General features: G+C 38.5%; 3 protein-coding genes. 2 read left to right on the forward strand and 1 reads right to left on the reverse strand.

Annotated elements, in window-relative coordinates; all coding sequences use genetic code 11:
- The coding region (locus tag AC1DND_RS27450; RefSeq protein WP_477585976.1) for a tyrosine-type recombinase/integrase at positions 1 to 173 on the forward strand (173 nt) is incomplete at its 5' end.
- 126 nt (positions 174 to 299) lie between these two features.
- Here AC1DND_RS27450 and prmC read toward each other — a convergent pair.
- Positions 300 to 1,160, reverse strand: coding sequence for a peptide chain release factor N(5)-glutamine methyltransferase (prmC, locus tag AC1DND_RS27455; RefSeq protein ID WP_477585972.1), 861 nt, complete (start codon positions 1,158 to 1,160; stop codon positions 300 to 302).
- An 80-nt stretch (positions 1,161 to 1,240) separates the two neighbouring features.
- Between prmC and AC1DND_RS27460 the strand changes: the two genes are divergently transcribed.
- A partial coding sequence (locus AC1DND_RS27460) for a bifunctional diaminohydroxyphosphoribosylaminopyrimidine deaminase/5-amino-6-(5-phosphoribosylamino)uracil reductase RibD (protein ID WP_477585974.1) occupies positions 1,241 to 1,633 on the forward strand: 393 nt, incomplete at its 3' end.

Below are 1,633 nucleotides of genomic sequence, written 5' to 3' on the forward strand. Positions count from 1 at the left end.
GTCCACATACGTTAAGGCATTCTTTCGCCACACATTTAATTGAAGGTGGTGCCGATTTGCGTGCTGTACAGGAAATGCTTGGCCATTCGAGTATTACCACTACAGAAATTTATACGCACATTGATAGAGATTATTTAAGAGAGGTAATTACGCAGTTTCATCCGAGGGCTTAGTTGAAGAGCAGAAAGACTAAAGTACCTTTAATTATAGATCCTGAAACAAGTTCAGGAGGACGAACGGCAGGGAATTTATTCCTTTGCAACATATCTTCAGACCTCCATCCTCGGACTTCAAATACCTTAAATCCCTGCCCTCACCATTCTGTCTTTACCTTGCATATCTTGTCTTAACTCAATATTAATAAAGCCTTTAGCTGCTAACATTTCAATTGTTTCGTTGCCTAAATATTCATTGATTTCAAAATAAAGTTGCCCGTTGGGTTTTAGGTTTGTTCTTGCAAAATCAGCAATAGCTTTATAAAATATTAAGGGGTTTTCATCACGAACAAATAATGCTAAATGTGGTTCGTACACTAACACGTTATTATGCATATCCGCTTTCTCTAAATCCCTGATATAAGGAGGATTACTTACGATGATATCAAACTTCTCTTCAGATTTGAAGGTCAAAATGTCTGCTTCAATAAATTTAATCCTCACATTGATCTGTTCTGCATTTTCTTTGGCTACTGTAATGGCATTAGCAGAGACGTCCAATGTAGCTACTTCAGCTTTTGGTAAATGTTTTTTAAGTGTGATGGGAATGCATCCAGAGCCGGTTCCAATATCAAGAATACTGATTTTATGGTTAGTGTCAACTGAAAACTGCGAACTGTTATCTGAAATGATCCAATCTACCAGTTCTTCTGTTTCTGGCCTCGGGATAAGCACTTGTTCGTTAACTTTAAACACAGCGCCATAAAAATGAGCTTCTTCCAAAATATGCTGAATGGGTTTTCCGATCTGCAAATCGTTGAGGATGCTCAAAAGTTTCTGCATATTGATAAAGCTGATATCGATATCTTTTTGCATGATCAGTTTAGCTGAAGATAAAGCCAAAACTTGCTCGGCAGCAATACTAAATAATGCTTTTGCTTCATTACTATCGTATAAAGGCTCAAGTTCGAGTTCGTAATGCGCCGCTAATTCTCCTATCTTCATATGTACAAAATTACTTAATTGGGATGATAACAGCTCTCTTTTGATAAGGCCATGACTCTTTTTTTACTACTTTTGCGCTAATGAGCGATGAATTTTATATAAAACGCTGTCTTGACTTAGCAGCCTTAGCTTTAGGGAATGTTAGTCCGAACCCAATGGTTGGCTGTGTTATCGTTGTAGATGGCAGAATTATTGGAGAAGGATATCATCAGGAATATGGAAAATCGCATGCCGAACCCAATGCCGTTAAAGCTGTTTTTGATAAACACGGCGATGAGGCCGAAAATCTCTTGAAACAGGCTACTGTTTATGTTAACCTAGAGCCCTGTGCCCATTTTGGCAAAACGCCTCCCTGTGCTGATTTATTGGTAAAACATCAGCTAAAGAAGGTAGTGATTGGCAATAGAGACCCTTTTTCAGGTGTCGATGGCAAAGGCATCGAAAAACTCAGAAATGCAGGAATTGAAGTGGCG

This window comes from Pedobacter sp. 01N416 (assembly GCF_056399685.1).

Coding starts and splice junctions, on each gene's coding strand:
- prmC (WP_477585972.1), bottom strand. CDS start 1,160: ATGAAGATAGGAGAATTAGCGGCGCATTACGAACTCGAACTTGAGCCT.